The 15,978-nt window shown below is 49.7% G+C and carries 17 protein-coding genes and 1 tRNA gene; 4 read left to right on the forward strand and 14 right to left on the reverse strand.

What is annotated here, in order from left to right:
* Position 1: 1 nt before the first annotated feature.
* From hscB to trmJ, 6 genes are all read right to left on the reverse strand, one after another.
* A complete protein-coding gene (gene hscB, locus TW77_RS03970) occupies positions 2 to 526 on the reverse strand; it encodes a co-chaperone HscB (protein ID WP_046003655.1) in 525 nt (174 codons plus the stop codon).
* A 63-nt stretch (positions 527 to 589) separates the two neighbouring features.
* The gene (gene iscA / locus TW77_RS03975; protein WP_046003656.1) at positions 590 to 913 is read right to left on the reverse strand and encodes an iron-sulfur cluster assembly protein IscA; all 324 of its coding nucleotides are present in this window, start codon (positions 911 to 913) and stop codon (positions 590 to 592) included.
* A gap of 9 nt (positions 914 to 922) precedes the next feature.
* Positions 923 to 1,306, reverse strand: coding sequence for a Fe-S cluster assembly scaffold IscU (gene iscU / locus TW77_RS03980; protein WP_010384017.1), 384 nt, complete (start codon positions 1,304 to 1,306; stop codon positions 923 to 925).
* Positions 1,307 to 1,359: 53 nt separating this feature from the next.
* A complete protein-coding gene (locus TW77_RS03985; protein WP_046003657.1) occupies positions 1,360 to 2,574 on the reverse strand; it encodes an IscS subfamily cysteine desulfurase in 1,215 nt (404 codons plus the stop codon).
* A gap of 23 nt (positions 2,575 to 2,597) precedes the next feature.
* Positions 2,598 to 3,089: a Fe-S cluster assembly transcriptional regulator IscR gene (iscR, locus tag TW77_RS03990; protein ID WP_046003658.1), complete on the reverse strand. Its 492-nt coding sequence runs from the start codon at positions 3,087 to 3,089 to the stop codon at positions 2,598 to 2,600.
* Positions 3,090 to 3,356: 267 nt separating this feature from the next.
* The gene (gene trmJ / locus TW77_RS03995) at positions 3,357 to 4,079 is read right to left on the reverse strand and encodes a tRNA (cytosine(32)/uridine(32)-2'-O)-methyltransferase TrmJ (protein ID WP_046003659.1); all 723 of its coding nucleotides are present in this window, start codon (positions 4,077 to 4,079) and stop codon (positions 3,357 to 3,359) included.
* A gap of 282 nt (positions 4,080 to 4,361) precedes the next feature.
* Between trmJ and suhB the strand changes: the two genes are divergently transcribed.
* On the forward strand, positions 4,362 to 5,165 hold the full coding sequence (suhB, locus tag TW77_RS04000; RefSeq protein WP_046003712.1) for an inositol-1-monophosphatase: 804 nt from the start codon (positions 4,362 to 4,364) through the stop codon (positions 5,163 to 5,165).
* A 68-nt stretch (positions 5,166 to 5,233) separates the two neighbouring features.
* Here the strand turns inward: suhB and TW77_RS04005 are convergent, their stop codons facing one another.
* The 4 genes from TW77_RS04005 to TW77_RS04020 all read right to left on the reverse strand — a co-directional run bounded on the left by TW77_RS04005 (position 5,234) and on the right by TW77_RS04020 (position 8,312).
* Positions 5,234 to 6,409: a mandelate racemase/muconate lactonizing enzyme family protein gene (locus tag TW77_RS04005; RefSeq protein ID WP_046003660.1), complete on the reverse strand. Its 1,176-nt coding sequence runs from the start codon at positions 6,407 to 6,409 to the stop codon at positions 5,234 to 5,236.
* Positions 6,410 to 6,417: 8 nt separating this feature from the next.
* A complete protein-coding gene (locus TW77_RS04010) occupies positions 6,418 to 7,185 on the reverse strand; it encodes a class II aldolase/adducin family protein (RefSeq protein WP_046003661.1) in 768 nt (255 codons plus the stop codon).
* Positions 7,186 to 7,344: 159 nt separating this feature from the next.
* Positions 7,345 to 7,668 (reverse strand): c-type cytochrome, encoded by a 324-nt coding sequence (locus TW77_RS04015; RefSeq protein WP_046003662.1) that lies wholly within the window; start codon positions 7,666 to 7,668, stop codon positions 7,345 to 7,347.
* 101 nt (positions 7,669 to 7,769) lie between these two features.
* Positions 7,770 to 8,312, reverse strand: a complete 543-nt coding sequence (locus tag TW77_RS04020; RefSeq protein WP_046003663.1) for a DUF2058 domain-containing protein — start codon at positions 8,310 to 8,312, stop codon at positions 7,770 to 7,772.
* Positions 8,313 to 8,529: 217 nt separating this feature from the next.
* Here TW77_RS04020 and TW77_RS04025 point away from each other — a divergent pair, with 217 nt between their 5' ends.
* Positions 8,530 to 9,690, forward strand: a complete 1,161-nt coding sequence (locus TW77_RS04025) for an MFS transporter (RefSeq protein ID WP_046003664.1) — start codon at positions 8,530 to 8,532, stop codon at positions 9,688 to 9,690.
* A 9-nt stretch (positions 9,691 to 9,699) separates the two neighbouring features.
* On the opposite strand, the gene TW77_RS04030 is transcribed toward TW77_RS04025, so the two are convergent.
* Together TW77_RS04030 and TW77_RS04035 are read right to left on the reverse strand one after the other, a co-directional pair.
* Positions 9,700 to 10,215 carry a prolyl-tRNA synthetase associated domain-containing protein gene (locus tag TW77_RS04030; protein ID WP_046003665.1) on the reverse strand — a complete coding sequence of 172 codons (516 nt, stop codon included), beginning with the start codon at positions 10,213 to 10,215 and terminating at the stop codon, positions 9,700 to 9,702.
* Entirely contained in the window at positions 10,212 to 10,604 is a 393-nt protein-coding gene (locus TW77_RS04035; RefSeq protein ID WP_046003713.1) for a hypothetical protein, read from the reverse strand. The genes TW77_RS04030 and TW77_RS04035 overlap by 4 nt, the downstream gene beginning before the upstream one ends.
* A gap of 128 nt (positions 10,605 to 10,732) precedes the next feature.
* Here TW77_RS04035 and TW77_RS04040 point away from each other — a divergent pair.
* Positions 10,733 to 10,808, forward strand: a tRNA-Ala gene (locus tag TW77_RS04040).
* A gap of 324 nt (positions 10,809 to 11,132) precedes the next feature.
* On the opposite strand, the gene TW77_RS04045 is transcribed toward TW77_RS04040, so the two are convergent.
* Positions 11,133 to 12,380, reverse strand: a complete 1,248-nt coding sequence (locus TW77_RS04045; RefSeq protein ID WP_046003666.1) for a glutamate-5-semialdehyde dehydrogenase — start codon at positions 12,378 to 12,380, stop codon at positions 11,133 to 11,135.
* Positions 12,377 to 13,483 carry a glutamate 5-kinase gene (gene proB, locus TW77_RS04050; RefSeq protein WP_046003667.1) on the reverse strand — a complete coding sequence of 369 codons (1,107 nt, stop codon included), beginning with the start codon at positions 13,481 to 13,483 and terminating at the stop codon, positions 12,377 to 12,379. The genes TW77_RS04045 and proB overlap by 4 nt, the downstream gene beginning before the upstream one ends.
* A gap of 638 nt (positions 13,484 to 14,121) precedes the next feature.
* On the opposite strand from proB, the gene TW77_RS04055 reads away from it, so the two are divergent.
* Complete coding sequence (locus TW77_RS04055; RefSeq protein ID WP_046003668.1) at positions 14,122 to 15,978, forward strand: cation:proton antiporter; 1,857 nt, start codon at positions 14,122 to 14,124, stop codon at positions 15,976 to 15,978.

Consider the following 15,978-nt stretch of genomic DNA (forward strand, 5'->3'; position numbering starts at 1 on the left):
ATCAGTCGAACAGGCTGTCTTCAATTCGAGACAACTCGTCTTTCAATTTATAAACAAACTTGAGTTTACGAATATGATCCGCCGCGCGATGCAGGTCACTTTCGTCGCTGCTCGCTAAAAGCTCACCCAGGCCGGCGCTATATTGCTGTTCCAGCTGTTTGGCTTGCGCTTCAAATGACTCGATTTCTGCTTCAGGATCGCCACTATGCTGAATGTCTTCCAGCGCTTCACGCAGCTCCATTTGCTGCATTAAAAAGGCCGGATCCTGCAAGGTTTGTTGCTCAGCGCGAATATCCACGCCACGCTCGCTCAGCATGTACTCAGCACGCTTTACCGGGTGCTTCAGCACTGCCAGTGCATCATTGATCTCTGCGGTCTTTTGTACCGCTAATAGTTTTTCGCGCTCGCCAAGGTGGGCAAACTTGTCCGGGTGGACCGCGCGTTGCAGGTCAAGATAACGCTGATTTAAAACGCTCAGGTCAACCTGATAGCTGACAGGTAAATCGAATAATTCAAAATATCGCATACGCATCCAATACAGCAAAGCCCTACCAAGGCAGGGCTTTAGAATTATTAATCACAAGAGAGATTAAACGGTGAAACTTTCGCCGCAACCACACTCGTCCTTCTGATTCGGGTTGTTGAACTTAAACCCTTCATTCAGGCCTTCTTTGGTGTAGTCTAGCTCAGTACCGTCGATATACACTAGGCTCTTGGCATCGACGATGAGTTTGACGCCCTTTTCTTCAAATACCTCATCGCCTTCATCCAGCTCGTCGACAAACTCAAGTACATAGGCAAGACCTGAACAGCCGGTCGTTTTAATGCCGACTCTCAGCCCAATGCCTTTACCGCGGTTGGCCAAAAAAGTCTGTACTCGGCCTGCTGCCGACTCTGTCAGTGTCACTGCCATAGTTATCTCTTACTTCGCCTGTTTACTCTTGTAGTCTGCAATTGCAGCCTGAATTGCGTCTTCTGCCAAAATTGAACAGTGGATCTTTACTGGTGGCAATTCTAGCTCAGCACTGATGTCGGTGTTCTTGATTTCACCGGCTTCGTCCAGTGTCTTGCCTTTCACCCACTCAGTCACCAGCGATGATGACGCGATAGCGCTACCACAGCCGTACGTTTTGAACTTGGCGTCTTCGATGATGCCTTCGCCAGATACTTTGATCTGTAGCTTCATCACGTCACCACAGGCCGGTGCGCCAACCATACCGGTTGCGACACTCGGATCGTTCTTGTCTAATGAACCAACGTTACGTGGGTTTTCCACGTGGTCTATTACTTTATTACTGTACGCCATAATTCTTTCCTCACTACCTGCCTATAGTTTTAACTTGCTATACACGGATTTGCTTAATGGTGTGCCCATTCAACTGCATCTAAGTCCACGCCATCTTTGAACATTTCCCAAAGCGGTGACATCTCGCGCAGACGGCCAATCGAGTCTTTGATGAGCTTAACGGTATAATCGATTTCTTCTTCAGTGGTAAAACGACCGATGCTGAAGCGGATAGAGCTGTGTGCCAACTCATCGTTACGGCCCAGTGCGCGCAGTACGTAAGACGGCTCAAGGCTCGCAGAAGTACATGCAGACCCTGATGATACGGCAATGTCTTTCACTGCCATCAGCAGCGACTCACCTTCAACAAAGTTGAAGCTCAGGTTAACAATGCCCGGTACTGACTGCTCAATCGCACCGTTGAAATACACTTCTTCCATATCCATCACGCCGTCCAGCAAACGCTTACGCAGCGTGCTGATGTGTGCATGATCTTTTTCGAAATCTTCTTTGGCAACACGGAAAGCAGCACCCATGCCCACGATTTGGTGGGTTGCCAGTGTACCTGAACGCATACCACGCTCATGGCCACCACCGTGCATTTGCGCTTCAAGGCGTGCACGCGGCTTACGGCGGACATACAGTGCGCCAATGCCTTTAGGACCATATACTTTGTGGCCAGAGAAAGACATAAAGTCTACTTTCAGCTGTTGCAGGTCGATCTGTACTTTACCGGCACTTTGCGCGGCATCGACGTGGAACATGATTTTGCGCTCACGACACATCTCACCGATGGTCGCGATATCCTGAATCACACCCAGCTCGTTGTTAACATGCATGACGCTGATTAGAATGGTGTCTTCGCGAATAGCGGCTTCTAGCTTTTTCAGATCCAGCAGGCCGTTTTCTTCCACTTCCATATAAGTAACGTCGAAGCCCTGACGCTCCAGTTCACGGCAGGTGTCCAGCACGGCTTTGTGCTCGGTCTTAACGGTGATCACGTGCTTACCCTTCTTTTGATAGAAGTTAGCCGCACCTTTAATCGCCAGGTTGTTTGATTCCGTCGCCCCTGAGGTGAAGACAATTTCACGCGGATCGGCGTTGATTAAATCAGCGATATCGTTACGCGCCTGGTCAATCAGCTCTTCTGCCTGCCACCCGAAACGGTGTGAACGTGAGGCTGGATTACCAAAATTACCATCCATTGTCAGGCACTGCATCATTTCGTTTGCAACACGCTGATCAACCGGAGTGGTCGCTGCATAATCTAAATATATCGGTAATTTCATTTCTTTCTCCGCTAGACGCCAGTTTACAGCTGGCAACTCACTTGAATATTCTCTAATTGCTTCATTGCACTGTTAACCCCATTGTCCTGACGTGAGGCAACAGACTGCACATCAGAATTGGCGACTAACTCGGCGAGGGAAATACTGTTTAAAAACTCTTCAATACGCATACTTAAGTCCGACCACAGTGTGTGTGTCAGGCAGCGCATGCCGCTTTGGCAGCCGCCACCTTCACCGTGACATCGGGTTGCATCTACGGATTCATCCACCGCTGCGATCACATCGCCCACTGAGATAGTATGCGCGTCGCGGCCCAGCAAGTAGCCGCCACCCGGTCCGCGTACAGAGCTGACTAAGCCATGTTTGCGCAGGCGGGCAAATAATTGCTCCAGGTATGACAGGGAGATTTCCTGACGTTCGGAAATATCCGCAAGAGGCACGGGCCCAATATTTGCGTGTAGTGCGACGTCCAGCATCGCTGTCACTGCATATCTGCCTTTTGAAGTCAGTTTCATGCGTGCCCCCAGAAAAGTTATCAAGGCGCAAATTGTAATTACCTGACTAAGATAGTCAAGTATTAACCAACAACCAATCACCCTGTACTGTGCGGATGCCACGTAGGTAGGTACTTACCTGACGTAGGCAATCTGCCCCTATCAAAATACCCGACTAATTTCCTCAGGTATTACGGACATTGTAATTACCTGAGTAATTTAGTCAAGTATTTGCGTATGAGAATATTGCAGCACTTTGGTATATCTCATACCAAAGCGCTAACCCATTTATTTTATTGACTTATTTATTGAGCTTAAAATGCCACGCAGGATGTTGAGCTCCTGATCTTCTGGACGGGCACGATTAAACAGACGTTTTAACTTGGTCATCACCATGCCCGGATGCTGCTTAATGATAAAGCCAGTGTCGTTCAGGGTAGACTCAAGGTGCTCATAAAATAGTTCCATCTGCTGGGACGTAGGGTACTGCGCATCGTCCTGTTCAACGGGCTGCTCCTGGCGATCCAGGTAGGTCATGCGGGTTTCATAAGCCAGGGTCTGCACCGCCATCGCCAGGTTCAATGAGCTGTACTCCGGGTTAGCCGGGATACAGACGTGATAGTTACACAGCTGTAGCTCTTCATTAGTTAAGCCACTGTTTTCGCGACCAAATACCAGAGCAACCGGCGTCTGCTCAGCACCATCTACTAATTTTTGAGCACACTCACGCGGACCGACCATAGGCCAGGATAAAGTACGAGAACGCGCACTGGTCCCTATGGTCAGGGCACAGTCTGCAATGGCGTCTTCAAGTTTTTCTACCTGAACCGCATTGCCCAGTACATCTGTTGCACCGGCTGCCAGGGCGCTGGCATGACTGTCTACTTCACACGCGGGGTCTACCAGGTAGAGTTTTGATAACCCCATGGTTTTCATCGCGCGTGCAACCGAGCCGATATTGCCTGAATGGGAGGTATTAACCAATACAATGCGAATGTCTTCTAATGCCATGTCTTATGCCTCAGGAAAAAATAATGGCGGAGTTTAGCACAAACGCGAATTCGCCAGATAGTAAAATCAGGACCAACCGCAAGTAGATGACACAAAGGCTGGTAAAGCGTAAAAACATTCAACAAGAGCGGTTCAACAGAACTGCCTGAATTTGAGTCACTTACTCATATTGATTAAAAAAAGCACATGCTTTTTGGTGCTGGGTTATTTACTTTGCAGGAAAACTCGCTAGAATACGCCGGCTCAAAAATTTTAGTTCTTTTACAATTCAAAGGTAATGCTATGCATCCAATGTTAAACATTGCGGTACGCGCTGCGCGTAACGCGGGTAAGGTGATTCTACGTGCTTGTGAAAACATGTCTCAGGTTGAGACCTCACAAAAAGGCTCGAACGATTTCGTTACAAACGTAGACAAAGAAGCGGAACTGGTTATCCGTGACACAATTTTAAAAGCCTACCCGGAGCATGCAATTGTCGGTGAAGAGCTTGGCCATACCGATGGCAAGCAAGCCGATTACCTTTGGGTTATCGACCCACTTGATGGCACCACTAACTTCATCAAGGGCATTCCTCACTTTGCTATTTCTATCGCGCTGAAAGTAAAAGGCCGCGTAGAACAAGCCGTTGTATACGATCCAATCCGCGATGAACTCTTTACCGCCTCTCGCGGCCAGGGCTCGCAGTTAAACAGCAAACGAATTCGCGTTACCAAGAGTAACGAGCTGGCGGGCTGTGTGCTGGCAACGGGCTTCCCGTTCAAACAAAAGCATCACCTGGACGCGTACACTGAAGCCTTTAAAGCGCTATTTATCCAGACGACGGATATCCGTCGTGCCGGTTCTGCGGCCCTGGATATGGCTTATGTTGCTGCGGGTCGTATCGATGGTTTCTATGAAATTGGTCTAAAGCCTTGGGACACTGCGGCAGGTGAATTGCTGATCAAAGAAGCCGGCGGTATGCTGATGGATTTCGCAGGCGGCGCCAACTATAACAACAGCGGTAACATCGTATGTGGCGCACCTAAGCTGTGTCAGGCGATTGTAAAAGAAATTCGTCCTGTGCTGACTGAGTCATTGCTTAAGTAAGCCGGATGCAGAATTAAAAAAACCCAAACAGCTGTTTGGGTTTTTTTATGTCTGACACAAAACCTGAGTTACTTGATTTCGACTCGGGCTGAGCGCATTACCACTTCATCATTTAGCTCAATGCCGATACCTGGTGCTTCAGAGACCTTGAACATGCCTTTTTCCGGCTGTGGATCCTGAAGACACAACTCCCGGTTCCACTTTTTAATCGCATAAGTGTGATGCTCGTGGATCAGGAAGTTAGGAATGGCTGTTTCCAGATGCAAAGAAGCTGCCGTCGCAACCGGGCCACCACACACATGGGCCTGAATGCGGATATCAAAAATATCGGCGTAATCACAGACCTTTTTAGTCTCGGTAAAGCCACCACACAAGCCAATATCCGGCTGCAGAACGTCAATACTTTGATCTTCAAAATAAGGACGTACATCCCAGCGATTATACAAACGCTCACCACCTGCGATCGGCACTGCTGTTTTGTTGGCCACTTTGGCATGTAAAGAGTGGTTGAGGTAATTGACCGGCTCTTCGTAATACATGCAGTCAAATTCTTGCGCAATCTCAGCAATCTGAATCGCTGAAGTGGCACCTGGCAAACTGTGACATTCAAAAATAATATCGACTTCATCGCCCACAGCTTCACGGATCGCCTGCATACGTGCCCGGTATAACTTCATCTCGGCGCGCGAGATCAGCTTGGTGCGGTCGTAATAGGTGTTACCGTCTTTGTCATACATGATAGGGTCAACTTTAACCGCATCATAGCCTTCAGCCAGTGCTTTATGAGCTGCCTCAGCATATTCGTGTGGCTGCACCAGTGCCTTAAATTCACTGTCCCAGTCGAACTGAAGCTGTGATGCATAGGTACGCAGCTCGTCATTCACTTTACCACCAAGCAGCTGATACACAGGCAGGTTCAGCGCTTTACCTTTAATATCCCACAGCGCAGTATCAATGGCACTCATGGCCGCATAGACCACAGGCCCGCCACCTAAGCCCCAGAAACTTTCACGCAGCATGCGGGCCCACAGCATTTCAGTCTGGAACGGGTCGTGGCCGATTAGAAAGGCTTCCGCCATTTCTTTGATCATGGCAGCAGCGGCACTGTGCCCCAGGTCGTAGGCCAGACCGGCTTCGCCTACTCCCGAAATCCCCTCATCGGTATGAATACGAACAAATACCGGGGTCCAGGCGGGCCTGTCCGGACAGTGAATATCAAACACTTCGACGCGATTAACTTTCATTTTGACTCCTATTCGGCAAAGCCAGGATCCAGGCGGTATGCCTTTCTCAACATGGCAGGCCAGGCTAATTGGCCACCGGTGCTACCACTGTGCACCACCTTTGCCTGATTATAAATATTGTCCTGAATGGGCTGCGGCACCTCTTTTGCCGGGCGGCCGGTCGCCTGAATGGCGACCTGGATCTCGCAGGCACGTTGCAGATCATAAAAACGCATAAAGGCATCACCGACTGTGGGTCCAACAGTTAAACCACCGTGATTTACCAGCAACATATGATTGGTGGTGCCAAGATCATTTTGCAGGCGGGCTTTTTCTGCTTCGTTCACCGCCAGACCTTCATATTCATGGTAAGACAGTGACGGCAATGAAAACATGCTGTGCTGGCTCAGCGGTAGTAGCCCGCCTTCCAGGCTCGCAACGGCAATGGTTTCTTTGGTGTGCAGATGGATCACACAATGCGCATCTTCACGTACTTCATGAATTGCACTGTGGATGGTGAAGCCGGCCGGGTTTATTTCAAAAGGGGTGTCGTCCAGAATATTGCCTTGCAGGTCCACCTTCACCAGGTTTGAGGCGGTGACCTCATCAAAACTCAGTCCAAAGGCATTCACAAGATAATGATCTGTGCCAGGCAGGCGTGCAGACATATGCGTATAGATCAGGTCACCCCAGCGAAAGTGCTCTACCAGGCGGTAACACGCCGCCAGATCAACACGCAGTCGCCACTCTTGCTCACTGACTTTGTCTTTTACGTTGAGTTTCGGCAATTCAAACATGGCCCTTCCTTTTGTTATAAAGCCCAATTTATTTTGGATGTATAGAAGTCTAAAACACTCACCACCGGGATGCAATAACTCAATCCGGGAGAAAGCACAATAGTCGATGTGGATCAAAAAACCACCGACAAGCGGTGGCTTTTTTATTTGCTGCCTGTGTTACTGCACTTTAGACAGGTAATCAGCAATGGCTTCAAACTCTGCATCAGACACATTTGCCGTCATTGCTTTCATCGCAGCCGACATACCATTGCTACGCGCGCCCGATTTGATGTCTTTCATCTGAGCCAGCAAATATTCTTTGTTCTGACCTGCCAGTTTTGGATACAAAGGCATAATAGGTGCTTTACCATCTGCGCCATGACAGGTCTGACACATTTTTGCGGTGTAAAGCGCTTTACCATCGGCTGCACTGGCAGTACCAGCAGATAGGGCTGCAACGGCCAGGCCACAGGCTAACGTTAGTTGTTTCATCTTGCTCATATCTTTTCTCTTCTTATATAACGGATCAATTCAAGTGTAGTCTATGCCGCACTGTTATCCATACTCTCATGACGGGGAGCTTACAGGTACGGCTACTGTGCCTACCAGATCAGATCATCCGGGACTTCGAAGTCCGCATACGGATCATCTTCGTCTTTGTCTTTCTGATCGTCTTCAACATGAAAGACAATGTACTTTTCATCAACTTCAGCGATCTTACGTGCTGGCTCGTCTTGTAAGACATAAAACTGGCCTTCGAGTACACAAATCGCCAGTCTGCCTTTGGCTAATGCCTGCTGAGTTTGGGCATTCACATCCAGTTCTTTAATTTTACTTTCATAAGTAAAGTTAAAGGTCACATTGCCACGGATCTCATCCTGGTTGTGGTGCTCCAGAATTTGCTTCACTCTGGCAACCTGCTCACGCTCTTTGAGCTCGGCCTGCTTTGCCTTGTTCAGCTCTTCCGCTTTTTGCTGCTGAGCCTGCTTAGTTTGCTCAATGTGTTTTTGCAGATCGCTGACGTCGCTGGTCGCGCCTTTTTTCTTCTTTTTCTTTTGCGCTTTGCGCTTTTCGCTCTTTGCTACTTTGGCTTTGTGCTCGGTGGTCAGGCCCGCTTTCAAAAGTTGATCTTGTAGAGATCCCATAATGCCACTCCATAAATCTAGACTGACGCTATTTTAACGCAGTGGACGAATTTGACCACAGCTGGTGAACATTCCGGATGAAAAATTTTGCACCTCGAAAATCTAACAGAGTCGGCACTAAAAAATATGATTTAACGCAAGTTTTCTGTGATTTGCTTCGCAATTGTGCGATTCGACAGGCATAATTTGGACGCGATTTGGTCATTATGGATAGATTATGTCTCTGCCGCACTTGCTGCTGTGCTCTGTTGCCATTTTTTGTGTGTTGTACGCCCCTCAACCCTTGTTGTCTTTATTTGCAGAGTCTTATCAGGTAGCCCCGGCAAAAGCTGGCATGCTGATGTCTTTGACCATGCTGCCACTGGCTATTGCGCCTATTTGCTACGGGTTATTATTTACGAAACGTAACCCCTTGCGGATCATCAAAGCCAGCATGCTGATGCTGGCACTATGTTGTATCGGTTTCGCATTCAGCGGTGATTTCCAATGGATGATGGCGATACGCTTTGTGCAAGGCTTGTTACTCCCGGCTGCGCTCACCGCCATGACAGGTTATCTTGGCCGAACCTATCAACACAGTCAGCTGAAGCGTTCAATGAGCTGGTACATTGGCAGTACCATTGCCGGTGGCTACCTGGGCCGCACATTAGCAGCCAACTTTGCGGTGTGGTTTGACTGGCAGAGTTTTTACCTGCTCAATGCCATCACCCTGATAATACTGGCTTTGTGGATAAAGCCCCAGCGAGCTCAGGTCGTCAGCAGCGCGGCCAACCACCCTTTGGCATATCTCAAACCACTCAGACAGGCCGATTTGTTGGGTCTCTATGGGGCTGTTTTTTGTATGTTTTTTTGCTTTGCAGCCTTGCTTAATTACCTGCCCTTTATCCTCAGTAACGACTACAAGATTAGCGACCCTCGCCTGATCGGCTGGGTCTACACAGGTTATCTGGTTGGCGCCTGTCTGTCTTTGTCTACACCCTTGCTGAGTAAGCTACGAGCCAGCATGTGGCAGATCCTCAGTGGCTTATTTGCGCTGTATTGCCTGACTATTGTGGGCATGTTGTGGCATAGCTTCTGGCTGTTTCTGGTATTATTCACCCTGTTTTGTGCCTGCATGTTTATGATCCATGCCAGTGCCGCGCCGCTGGCAAACCAGCTAAGCAAGGCCGAAGCCACCGTGACCAATGGCGCGTATGTGTCATTCTATTACTGCGGCGGCGCGCTGGGTTCCTACCTGCCCGGTCTCATCTATCAGCGCTGGGGACTGAGTTATTTTTTGCTCTCGCTGCTGCTCGTTTGCAGTGCCGGTTTACTGCTGGTGTGGCGAAATCATTCCCGGGCACGACCCGACAAAACTGCGCTGTCACCTAAGTTTTAGTCACCGGCTTTAGCTTGTCACTGTGCGCTCTGGTAGTGTCAGCCACACCGGCTGATGACCCGTGTGCTGCCAAAAACGTTGCAAGTCAGATAAAGATAACACCCAGGTTTTGTCATTTTCAAAGGGGTGGCACTGCCACAAAGCGGCCTCGCACAACGCCTCATCAAGCCATAGCTGCACCTGCTGCTGCGGGTCGTTAACCGTTGTCAGTGCCGACACACAGCCGGGTTTTATCCCCAGATAGTGTTGCAAGCGGTTATCAGACGCAAATCCCAACCGGGATAGCCCTTGTTGTTTAGACAATGCCTTGAGGTCCAGCTGTTTATCTGCGGTTGTGATCAGTAAAAAATGTTGCCGTCCGTAGTTGTCTCGCAAAAACAGGTTTTTCAGCCGCGTGCCCTCACGCTCCAGCGCCAGCCTGTCGGCATCCTGGCAGGTTGCCAGCGGCGGGTGCTGATAACTCTGGTAGGTGATCCCGAGTGAACTGAGCAACTCAGCCAGTTGCGCTACAGAGACCGTATTCATTGGCAGATCCCCCGCAGCTGCACACTGCGGTCGCGCCAGAATACCCGCTCTATCTTGTAGCCAGACTCGCAATAACGCGCCTCTTTGAGTGCCTTTTTAAGCCTGACAACGGCTTCATCTTCCAGCTTGAGTTTTAGCTCGGGCGAGTCTTCGACTCTTTGCTGATCTGCAAAGCGCTTCAGCTCGCGTCGCGATACTGGTTTACTGGTATCCAAGTTCATTTGTGGGGTGGCTTTAACGGTAACAACAAACGCAAACTCATCCTGCCCTTTGCCATTCACGCGTTGATGTAGTTGCTGACTTTCGACTGCCAGAACCGGGACCTCGGGCTTGCTACTACAAGCACTGAGCAACAGGGCGCCACCAATCAGTAGACTCGCACGTATCATAAAATTCTCTGTATTTTTTGCCCAGTGTAACAAAGCAAAGCGGCTGTTTGGCAAGTTTTTTATGACCAGGACTTGACGCTCGGTAGAAAAATGTTTTAAATTCTCAGCGTCAAATCGACACCGGAAGTGGGGCTATAGCTCAGCTGGGAGAGCGCCTGCCTTGCACGCAGGAGGTCAGCAGTTCGATCCTGCTTAGCTCCACCACTTTCCGCCTTTCCTTGCTCATTAATCCCAAACTTAAAAACTACACAAACAAGCAGTCTGTCAGGCGAAATTTCAGGGCACATCCTTGTACCCAATAATACCAATTTGCTTAATTAAGTGTTCCATTTTGAGGCGAGAAAATATCGTCGATAACACCGCTCACGCGTCCTGCTATCGCTGAGGTACCTACGTCCATGTAGGCAAGGCAAAAATTTGCGAACTCATACCTTAAGTAAAGGTTCTAAATAAGAAATTTTTAACACAGTTAGCGTCATATTTGCTCCTTCAAATTGAACAGGTATTAAGTGAAATTGGTATTAGATATTAATCTCTTATCTGACCTTCACCATTGACCAGATATTTCTCTGTTGTCAGCGACTCCAGTCCCATCGGACCATAAGCATGTAGCTTGGTCGTTGCAATGCCAATTTCAGCGCCTAAGCCCAGCTGACCACCATCACTGAAACGTGACGAGGCATTCACCATAACAACAGAGGCATCAACACTGCGCTGGAACAGTTCAGCGGTTTGCATATCCTGCGTGCAGATCACTTCAGTATGATGACTGCCAAAGCGATCTATGTGTGCCACTGCCGCACTGAAGTCCGCCACCTGTTTCACTGCAATCTCCAGGCTCAGGTACTCTTCGCCAAATGCATCGTCAGAAAGCACTGTGGCATTATCGAAGTATCCGGCACTCGCCTGATCGGCATTGATCTTAACGCCACGCTGCTGCAAGGCTTGTGCAGCTTGCGGCAAAAACTGCTCTGCGATGTCCTGATGGACAATCAAACCTTCGAGTGCATTGCACACGCCGGTGCGCTGGGTTTTACCATTGAGCAGCAGTTGCAGCGCCTTGTCGAGATCGGCGTCTTTATCGACATATAGGTGACACACCCCTTTAAAATGCTGGATCACCGGCACTGTACTATTTTGGGTCACAAATTGGATCAGCCCTTCACCACCACGTGGAATGATCAGATCTATGTAATCTTTTTGCTGCATCAGCTCCATCATCAGGCTGCGATCCGGGTCTGGGATCACGCTGATCAGTGCCGTCGGCAGGCTGTGGGTTTCCAGCACGCCGTGCAGTACTTTGGCGATGGCCAGCGAGCTTTGCAGTGCTTCTTTACCACCACGCAGGATCACGCCATTGCCCGATTTAAAACACAAAGCACCGGCATCTGCTGTCACATTCGGACGGGCTTCGTAAATCATACACACCACGCCCAGTGGCACGCGCATTTTTCTGATTTCAATGCCGTTAGGGCGCGAGCCCAGCTCCCGAGTTGTGCCAACCGGATCGGGTAATTCAATTATGGTTTCAATGCCCTGCGCCATGTCTTCAATGCGCTCCGGCGTGAGCGTCAGACGGTCGACCATTGCAGCTGGCAACTGGTTTTCCCGTGCCGCCTCCAGGTCTTGCTGATTGGCACGGATAATTTCATCCATACTGGCTCTGAGTGCACCCGCCATGCCGCGCAATACCGCATCTTTTTGTGGTGTTGATAACAGCGCCAGAGTTTTTGCCGCCTGCGCTGCATTGTGTGCAATTTCTGTAATTAAGCTCATGATTTTCTTTCCTCAAATACTGCAATATCATTTTGTGAGATGACCGGGCCAATGCTGTCCTGAACTTTCTCAGTGACTATATCTTTGTCCTGCTGGGCAATGAAGTTAAGCAAGCAGCTGCTGTAATTACTGTTTGCCTTGGCCAGCTTCTGACCGTCTTCGTTTCTTACCAGCACGGTTTCGCCCGCCGAGAAGTCGCCATTGACTGCTACGATGTCATCACAGCTCAGTTCATCACAGCTCAGTTCATCAAATTCACTGGCCTCAACGATCAGCTCCCCCTGCTCCGATGCTGTGTGCGTCATCCAGTGCACAGCCTCCTGCATTGGCGTGTCATAAGGCATAAAACGCGTTCCCGGGTTAGCTCCATTGAGCAGCCCAGAGAAAGTATCTTCGTTAAAGCCATTCACTATGTAAGTCACTATGCCATGGGATGTGGCCTTTTCCGCCGCCTGTAACTTGGTTCTCATACCACCCGTACCTACACTGCTGGTTGGCCCGCCAGTCATAGCATAAATTTCCGGGGTCAGCTCACCCACAGTGTCCAGCAGTCTGGCATCCGGGTTTTTATTGGGATCTTTATCGTACAGGCCGTTGACGTCAGAGCAGATGATCAGACAATCGGCATCAGCCGCCGCCGCTACCATGGCAGATAAATTGTCGTTATCACCGACCTTCAATTCGTCCGTCGTCACCGCATCATTTTCGTTGATAATAGGCAGGATCCCTTGCTCCAGTAAAGTGAACAATGTTTCACGAATACTGTTGTAACGATCGCGATCACGCAAATCGCCGTGGGTCAGCAATAACTGGGCCGACGGAAAGTCAAAAAAGCGCTCCCAGGTCGAGATCATTTCTGTCTGCCCTGCCGCCGCCATGGCCTTTTTCACTGCCACTGAGCTTTTGTCTTTATTTTTGAACAGGTGCGATCCAGCCGCCACAGCACCGGATGACACCAGCAGCACCTCTTTGCCTTTGGCGCGACACTGCACGATAAACTGTGCAATGTTAAGCAGGTAACGTGAGCGGCAACCGTCCTGCTCTGGTGCGATTAACGCACTGCCGATTTTTATTACGATGCGTTGAGATGTTTCAATTGACATGTTTTTTCCGTTTTACCTTATACCCTCATGCGCGCAGTATCCAGGTTGATACTACAACGTTTCTTTGTCAGCATACGCGACCACAAAAGATAAGATAACAACGGCTTCGAAATACCCACTCACACGAATACAGCATACATTTCGAAACGGCAAACAGACAGACCCCTGACATGCACGCACTGATCTATTCAGTACTAACAAGCAACTGTGGCTGCGAAAACTAAGAAAGATTGATTGTGACCTGAGAGACATGCTCTTCTGGTCGAGCCGTTTTTTGCAGGCTCACCATGGTTTGGTGCGGCAAAAAAGGCCTGATCGCAATGAATAATTGCGCACATGAGTAGATTGATGATGGGCGCAAAGCCCGCTCGAATAAACGCTATATACCTTAGCGCGGATCCGGTTTAAATTGCAACCCATTCGGATGTAAATGCTTTATGGTCGCCATAAACCTGAGTGATAGTACTTATATATCAAAGCTCTACCACTAGATCGTTAGACTGTTTACCGTACAATCTGGCCGCGAAGTAATCCCCAGATTAACACTCACGGCCACGTTAACACTTTATTTGTGGTTTGACTGTGCTATAACCAAGCAAACACTATAATTAAATTTACCCCAACCTGCGGGAGCAGCTATGTCAGCTATTTATATTGCCGGGATTGCGTTATTTTCTGTTTTAGCCCAATGGCTTGCCTGGGTCTGCCGGGTTCCTGCCATTTTGTTTTTACTTCTAACCGGCTTGTTACTGGGCCCCGTTTCTGGTCAGTTACAGCCAGATCAATTGCTCGGCGATTTGCTTTTCCCTGTGGTCTCACTATCTGTTGCCATTATCTTGTTCGAGGGGGCATTAACACTGCACTTTCACGAACTGAAAGGCATAGGAAAAGTCGTACGCAACCTATGCTCAATCGGCATGCTGACCACCTTTGCAATCCTCACTGCCAGCGCTATCTGGCTGCTGGAGCTGGACTGGCGGGTGGCTGCGGTGCTAGGGGCAGTACTGGTGGTCACAGGCCCAACCGTGATAGCCCCGATGCTCAATGCCATGCGACCGGAAAAAGACATTGATCGGATCCTGCGCTGGGAAGGCATAGTTATCGACCCCATAGGCGCCTTGTTCGCGGTTTTGGTGTTCGAAGCGGTCAACCAGGTAGGAGAAGCCGCCGTGTTCAGCCATACGATGCTGGCGCTGTTTTCAACGCTGGGTGTGGGGACCTCTGTGGGGATTGTGGCAGGCTGGCTGACCACCACCATCATCCGCCGGGAATGGCTACCGTACGAGCTGCACAAGTTTGGTATTCTTGCGCTGGTGCTGTTCAGCTTTACCCTGGCAAACTACCTGAGCCACGAATCCGGGTTGCTGGCCGTCACCATTTTTGGGATCTGGCTGGCCAATCAGGACGATTTAGAAATTGACTCAGTGCTGGAGTTTAAAGAAGACTTATCGATGATCCTGATCTCCAGTTTATTTATTCTGCTCGCTGCACGCCTGCAACTGGAAGATCTGATGCTGCTTGACGGTGACGTGTTTATCTTTCTGGCCATTGTGTTATTTGTCGCCCGGCCCCTGAGTATCGCGGTCTCTACCTTTGGCAGCGATCTGCCACTGCGCTCGCGGCTGCTGCTTGCCTGGATTGCACCGCGGGGTATCGTTGCGGCTGCCGTCGGCTCTGTATTCGCGCTGAGTATGATGCAGTCGGGCTACCCCGATGCCAACAAAATGGTGCCGCTTATCTTCACCGTGATCATAGTGACCGTGATCTTACAAAGCCTCACTGCAACCCCGCTGGCACGTTTACTGAAAGTACGCCAGCCTGCCCCCAATACGTTATTATTGATTGGTGCCAACCATGTCTCCCGCGCGGTCGCTCGGGGTTTGAAAGAGCAAAACGTCGATGTTTACCTGTCTGATCCGGCATGGGAAAACTGTAAGATGGCACGCATGGATGGCCTGCCCTGCTATTATGGTAACCCGCAGTCTGAACATGCCGAGCGTTACCTGCCACTGACCAGTCTTAAATCAGTGATGGCACTGTCGCCCAACCGTCACCACAACGCACTAGGAGTGCAGTATTTTTCGCACCTGCTGGGGGAGCAGAACGTCTTCTCACTGAAGTCTTCAACAAATCATGCCAAAGCCAATAAAGACAGCGCCACATTCCTGTCTCGCCAGTTGCTGTTTGGTGATGAAGGCAATTATGCCAAGCTAAGTAGCATGATGGCCAAAGGGGGCAAAGTCAGCGCGACCCGGCTATCAGAAGAGTTTACCTGGGCGCAATATCAGGAAGTGAATAAAGAAGCGATACCGCTGTTTATCATAGGAGAAGCAGGCAAAAACGACGATGGCTTGCCAGTACGCCCCTTTACCACGCAGATGAAAAACGCCCCCGGCAGCGGAGAGCGGGTATTGGCACTACAACCGCCTAAATTGTCGGTGCTCAAAGATCCCGCACAAAAAGAAGCGCCCATCGGAGAAAAGCTAGGAGATTAA

Origin of the sequence: Pseudoalteromonas rubra, assembly GCF_000967655.1 — a bacterium.
GTDB classification, from domain to species: domain Bacteria; phylum Pseudomonadota; class Gammaproteobacteria; order Enterobacterales; family Alteromonadaceae; genus Pseudoalteromonas; species Pseudoalteromonas rubra_A.

What these genes read in the sequence shown, in the direction of transcription:
- hscB (WP_046003655.1), bottom strand. Translation starts at nt 526, where the DNA reads ATGCGATATTTTGAATTATTCGATTTACCTGTCAGCTATCAGGTTGAC.
- iscA (WP_046003656.1), bottom strand. Translation starts at nt 913, where the DNA reads ATGGCAGTGACACTGACAGAGTCGGCAGCAGGCCGAGTACAGACTTTT.
- iscU (WP_010384017.1), bottom strand. Translation starts at nt 1,306, where the DNA reads ATGGCGTACAGTAATAAAGTAATAGACCACGTGGAAAACCCACGTAAC.
- TW77_RS03985 (WP_046003657.1), bottom strand. Translation starts at nt 2,574, where the DNA reads ATGAAATTACCGATATATTTAGATTATGCAGCGACCACTCCGGTTGAT.
- iscR (WP_046003658.1), bottom strand. Translation starts at nt 3,089, where the DNA reads ATGAAACTGACTTCAAAAGGCAGATATGCAGTGACAGCGATGCTGGAC.
- trmJ (WP_046003659.1), bottom strand. Translation starts at nt 4,079, where the DNA reads ATGGCATTAGAAGACATTCGCATTGTATTGGTTAATACCTCCCATTCA.
- suhB (WP_046003712.1), top strand. Translation starts at nt 4,362, where the DNA reads ATGCATCCAATGTTAAACATTGCGGTACGCGCTGCGCGTAACGCGGGT.
- TW77_RS04005 (WP_046003660.1), bottom strand. Translation starts at nt 6,409, where the DNA reads ATGAAAGTTAATCGCGTCGAAGTGTTTGATATTCACTGTCCGGACAGG.
- TW77_RS04010 (WP_046003661.1), bottom strand. Translation starts at nt 7,185, where the DNA reads ATGTTTGAATTGCCGAAACTCAACGTAAAAGACAAAGTCAGTGAGCAA.
- TW77_RS04015 (WP_046003662.1), bottom strand. Translation starts at nt 7,668, where the DNA reads ATGAGCAAGATGAAACAACTAACGTTAGCCTGTGGCCTGGCCGTTGCA.
- TW77_RS04020 (WP_046003663.1), bottom strand. Translation starts at nt 8,312, where the DNA reads ATGGGATCTCTACAAGATCAACTTTTGAAAGCGGGCCTGACCACCGAG.
- TW77_RS04025 (WP_046003664.1), top strand. Translation starts at nt 8,530, where the DNA reads ATGTCTCTGCCGCACTTGCTGCTGTGCTCTGTTGCCATTTTTTGTGTG.
- TW77_RS04030 (WP_046003665.1), bottom strand. Translation starts at nt 10,215, where the DNA reads ATGAATACGGTCTCTGTAGCGCAACTGGCTGAGTTGCTCAGTTCACTC.
- TW77_RS04035 (WP_046003713.1), bottom strand. Translation starts at nt 10,604, where the DNA reads ATGATACGTGCGAGTCTACTGATTGGTGGCGCCCTGTTGCTCAGTGCT.
- TW77_RS04045 (WP_046003666.1), bottom strand. Translation starts at nt 12,380, where the DNA reads ATGAGCTTAATTACAGAAATTGCACACAATGCAGCGCAGGCGGCAAAA.
- proB (WP_046003667.1), bottom strand. Translation starts at nt 13,483, where the DNA reads ATGTCAATTGAAACATCTCAACGCATCGTAATAAAAATCGGCAGTGCG.
- TW77_RS04055 (WP_046003668.1), top strand. Translation starts at nt 14,122, where the DNA reads ATGTCAGCTATTTATATTGCCGGGATTGCGTTATTTTCTGTTTTAGCC.